This window comes from Rhodococcus sp. P14 (genome assembly GCF_000256505.1).
In the GTDB taxonomy this organism is placed as follows: Bacteria; Actinomycetota; Actinomycetes; order Mycobacteriales; family Mycobacteriaceae; genus Rhodococcus; species Rhodococcus ruber.
This window is the reverse complement of record NZ_AJFC01000062.1, coordinates 1-4541: the sequence shown is the minus strand read 5'-3', so window position 1 is coordinate 4541 and position 4541 is coordinate 1. Positions and strand designations below refer to the sequence as shown.

At 69.6% G+C, this 4541-nt stretch carries 4 protein-coding genes; 3 read left to right on the top strand and 1 reads right to left on the bottom strand.

The genetic code is table 11. The annotated features are described in order from the left end of the window. Positions 1 to 427: alpha/beta hydrolase (locus OEY_RS0104375; RefSeq protein WP_029539887.1), on the bottom strand; the 427-nt coding region annotated here is incomplete at its 3' end. 234 nt (positions 428 to 661) lie between these two features. Here OEY_RS0104375 and mqo point away from each other — a divergent pair. The 3 genes from mqo to OEY_RS28020 all read left to right on the top strand — a co-directional run. Beyond that, positions 662 to 2191, top strand: a complete 1530-nt coding sequence (gene mqo, locus OEY_RS0104370) for a malate dehydrogenase (quinone) (RefSeq protein ID WP_010592719.1) — start codon at positions 662 to 664, stop codon at positions 2189 to 2191. A gap of 130 nt (positions 2192 to 2321) precedes the next feature. After that, positions 2322 to 4004 (top strand): long-chain-fatty-acid--CoA ligase, encoded by a 1683-nt coding sequence (locus tag OEY_RS0104365; RefSeq protein ID WP_010592718.1) that lies wholly within the window; start codon positions 2322 to 2324, stop codon positions 4002 to 4004. Between the two features lie 111 nt (positions 4005 to 4115). Continuing rightward, a partial coding sequence (locus tag OEY_RS28020) for a precorrin-2 dehydrogenase/sirohydrochlorin ferrochelatase family protein (protein ID WP_443216036.1) occupies positions 4116 to 4541 on the top strand: 426 nt, incomplete at its 3' end.

Genomic DNA, 4541 nt, shown 5'->3' with positions numbered 1-4541 from the left:
GGGGGAGCCACAACGGCAGGACCAGCCCGCCCGTGGAATGCGCCACGAGCAGGATCCCGCCGCCGACCTCACCGCGGACGATCCGCAGTGCCTCCTCGAGTTCGGCGTCGTAGTAGGTCAGATCGGTGACGAAGTGCGGGGTCTGCCCGGGTTGCCGCGAGCGCCCGCACTTGCGCAGGTCCAGGGCGAAGAACCGGTACCCCTGGGCCGCGAAGTGCTCGGCGAGGTGCTGCTGGAAGAAGTAGTCGGTGAAGCCGTGCACGTAGATCACCGCGCGGTCCGGCGCGGACTCGCCGCCGGGGTAGACGGACGGCTGGTAGCGGACGAGGGTGGCGGTGGCCTCGCCCTCGCCGTCCGGATCGGGGCCGAGATGCAGCGTGAGCTGCTCGTATCCGTCGCCGAGGATATCGGGCTGCCAAGTAGTCACGATCACACTGTATTGGTCGGTACGCGGACCTGTCGTGGGGGCACAATTGGGTGAAGACAAACGCCGGACAACGCGCGGGTAACCTGTTCGTCGCAGTCGGCGCGGCCGCGACGTCGCCGGGATCCGTGAGTTCAGCGAGACCCGGCGGACGAGCACGGACGTGCACGGGACACTCACGCGGTGCAGTGCGGAACGCAGCGGCGCGTGCGAACAGACAAGGAAGTCGATCCTCCAGTGTCAGAGAACGTGGTAGAGGCCAAGACCGATGTAGTGCTCGTGGGTGCGGGCATCATGAGCGCGACACTCGGCGCCATCCTGCGCCGGCTGCAGCCCGACTGGTCCATCACCGCTTTCGAGCGGCTCGACGCCGCGGCGGCCGAGAGCAGTGATCCCTGGAACAACGCGGGCACCGGCCACTCGGCGCTGTGCGAGCTGAACTACACGCCCGCCAAGCCGGGCGGTGGCGTGGACATCACCAAGGCGATCAACGTCAACGAGCAATTCCAGGTCTCGCGCCAGTTCTGGGCGTTCGCGGTGGACAACGGCATCCTCACCGATCCCAAGAACTTCATCAATCCCGTTCCGCACGTCAGCTTCGTCCACGGCGCCGACAACGTGAAGTACCTGCGTGCCCGCTACGACGCGCTGGCCGGGCACCCGCTCTTCGCCGGCATGGAGTACTCGGAGAGCCCCGAGTACTTCTCGGAACGGCTGCCGCTGATGGCGCAGGGCCGAGACTTCTCCGAGCCCATCGCGCTGAACTGGACCCAGGACGGCACCGACGTCGACTTCGGCGCCCTCACCAAGCAGCTGCTGAACAACGTCGCCGCGTCCGGCGGCACCGTGCACTTCGGCCACGACGTGACGGATCTGGACAAGCAGTCCGACGGAAGCTGGAGCGTCAAGGTCCGCAACCGCCGCACCGGCCAGGCCCGCAAGGTGCACGCCCGGTTCGTGTTCGTCGGTGCCGGCGGTGGCGCGCTGCACCTGCTGCAGAAGTCGGGTATCGCGGAGGCCAAGGGCTTCGGCGGCTTCCCCGTCTCCGGTCAGTTCCTGCGCTGCACCAATCCGGAGCTGATCGCCATGCACAGCGCCAAGGTGTACGGCAAGGCCGCCGTGGGTGCACCGCCCATGTCGGTCCCGCACCTCGACACCCGCGTGATCGGCGGCAAGCAGGGCCTGCTGTTCGGCCCCTACGCCGGCTGGTCCCCGAAGTTCCTCAAGAACGGCAAGTTCACCGACCTGCCCGGGTCGGTCAAGCCGAACAACCTGCTGTCGATGATCGGCGTCGGCCTCACCGAGATGGGACTGACCAAGTACCTGATCGGTGAGCTGATGCAGTCGCAGCGCGACCGCATCGGCACCCTGGGCGAGTTCGTGCCGCAGGCCCGCATGGCGGACTGGGAGCTCATCACCGCCGGCCAGCGGGTACAGGTCATCCGCCGCAAGGGCGCGGGCGGAGTGCTCGAGTTCGGCACCGCCGTGGTCAATGCCGGCGACGGCACGATCGCCGGCCTGCTCGGCGCGTCGCCGGGGGCCTCGACCGCGGTTCCGGCGATGCTCGACGTGCTCGAACGGTGCTTCCCCGACCGGTGGACGGCATGGCAGGACACCCTGCGGGAGATGGTGCCGTCCCTCGGAGTCAAGCTCTCGGACGACACCGCACTGTTCGACAAGGTCTGGCGCTGGGGTACCAAGTCCCTGCAGCTCGATGTCGCCTCCCCGGTCGACGCCCCCGCCCCGGCGGAGCCGGCGACGGTCTGACCGTCCAGTCGTCGAGGCGGCCCGCGCGGGACCCGCCCGGGCCCCGCGCGGGCCGCCCTCGTCCGCCGGAACATGCCGGTGTCCCCGCCCGGCGGTCTACGCTGGTTCCAGCGTGGAGAGGGGCAGGGCTGTGAGCACCGCTAGGGAACGGATCTGGCTCGCCAGCTACGCCGAGGGCGTGCCCTCGGACATCACGCCCCCGGAGGACTCGCTGGTCGACATGCTCGAGACTTCGGCAGCCCGGTTCGGACCACGTCCGGCGCTCGAGTTCTTCGGCGCGGAACTGACCTATTCGCAACTCGCCGACCGGGTGCACCGCGGCGCGGAGGGGCTACGGCGGCTCGGTGTGCGCCCCGGTGACCGGGTGGCGCTCGTCCTGCCGAACTGCCCGGAACATGTGATCGCGTTCTATGCGGTCCTGCGGATCGGCGGCGTGGTGGTCGAGCACAATCCGCTCTACACCGAGGAAGAGATGGCCCGCCAGTTCGCCGACCACGGCGCCACGGTGGCGATCGCCTGGGACAAGGTCTGTCCGCTGCTGCAGCAGATCGCCGGGGACACGGCCGTCGAGCACATCGTGGCGGTGGACATCACGCGTTCGATGCCGTGGTCCAAGCGGCTCGCGCTCGCCCTTCCCGTTCCGAAAGCGCGTGCGGCGCGGGACACGCTGACCGGCTCTGCGCCCGGGACGATTCCGTGGAAACGGCTGCTGGCGGACGGGCCCGTCGACCCCGATCGACCGGGGCCCTCGGTCGAGGATCTGGCGGTGATCCAGTACACGAGCGGCACCACCGGCGTCCCGAAGGGCGCGATGCTGACCCACCGCAACCTCGGCGCCAACGCCGCCCAGGGTCGTGCGTGGGTACCGGGCCTGGTGGACGGCGAAGAGGTCGTGTACGCGGTGTTGCCGATGTTCCACGCATACGGGCTCACGCTGTGCGTGACCTTCGCGATGAGTATCGGCGCCCGGCTGGTCCTGTTCCCCAAGTTCGACGTGGATCTGGTGCTCACCGCCGCCGCGAAGCACCCGCCCACGTTCATGCCGGCGGTGCCGCCGATCTACGAGCGGCTCGCCCGCGCGGCCCGGGAGCGATCGGTGGACCTGACGTCGGCGCGATGGTCGATCTCCGGGGCGATGCCCTTGCCGACGGAGACCCTGGAACTGTGGGAGGAGGTCACCGGCGGGGGACTGGTCGAGGGGTACGGGCTCACCGAGACGTCGCCGGTGGCGATCGGCAATCCCATCGGACTCACCCGCCGGCCCGGCGCCGTCGGGGTGCCCTTCCCGAGCACCGAGATCCGGGTGGTCGATCCTGCCGACCCGGCGCGCGACGTCGAACCCGGGGAGCGGGGAGAATTGCTGCTCCGGGGTCCGCAGGTGTTCTCCGGATACTGGAACAAGCCCGAACAGACGGCGGAAGCACTGCTCGACGGGGGCTGGTTCCGGACCGGGGACATCGTCCAGGTCGACCGGGACGGATTCGTCACGGTGGTGGATCGGATCAAGGAACTGGTCATCACCGGTGGATTCAATGTCATGCCGTCCGAGGTCGAGGCGGCGTTGCGGTCGTTCCCGGGGATCGTCGATGCCGCCGTGGTGGGACTGCCGGCTTCCGACGGCGGCGAGGACGTGGTGGCGGCGGTGCTGGTTTCGGGTGAGGACGTCGACCCCGAGGCGGCGCGGGAGCACTGCCGGTCGCGCCTGGCCGCCTACAAGGTTCCGCGACGTGTGGTGGTGGTGGAGGACCTGCCGCGCTCCCAGATCGGGAAGGTGCTGCGCCGGCAGGTCCGCGAGTCTCTCCTCCCCGGCTGATCCCTCCGGCAGCCGTGCGGGTCGCGACTGCGGCGTCGCTCACGAAGTTCGTACGGCGGATGGCGCCGCAAACCACCGTGCCCGTAGTGTTTGTGCGTTCCACGCAGCGTGATGCGCGTTGCAGACAGTGCCGAAAGATGGGAAGTGCCGGTGTCCAGTGCTGCCGACGACGAGACCAACTACCTGGTCGGGCTCAATCTGCGGGGCCGGCGCGTGGTGGTGGTCGGCGGCGGTACCGTCGCACAGCGGCGGCTCGGCCTGCTCGTCGCCGCCGGTGCCCACGTGCACGTGATCACCCGTGCCGCGACGCCCGCCGTCGAGGGCATGGCGACCGCCGGGCAGATCACCCTGGAACTGCGCGACTACCGCGCCGGGGATCTGGACGGCGCCTGGTATGCCATCGCCTGCACGGACGAACCGGACACGAATGCCGCGATCGTCGCGGAGGCCGAACGCGACCGCATCTTCTGCGTCCGGGCCGACAACGCCCGTCGCGGCACCGCGGTCACCCCGGCCACCGCCCACTACGACGGGATG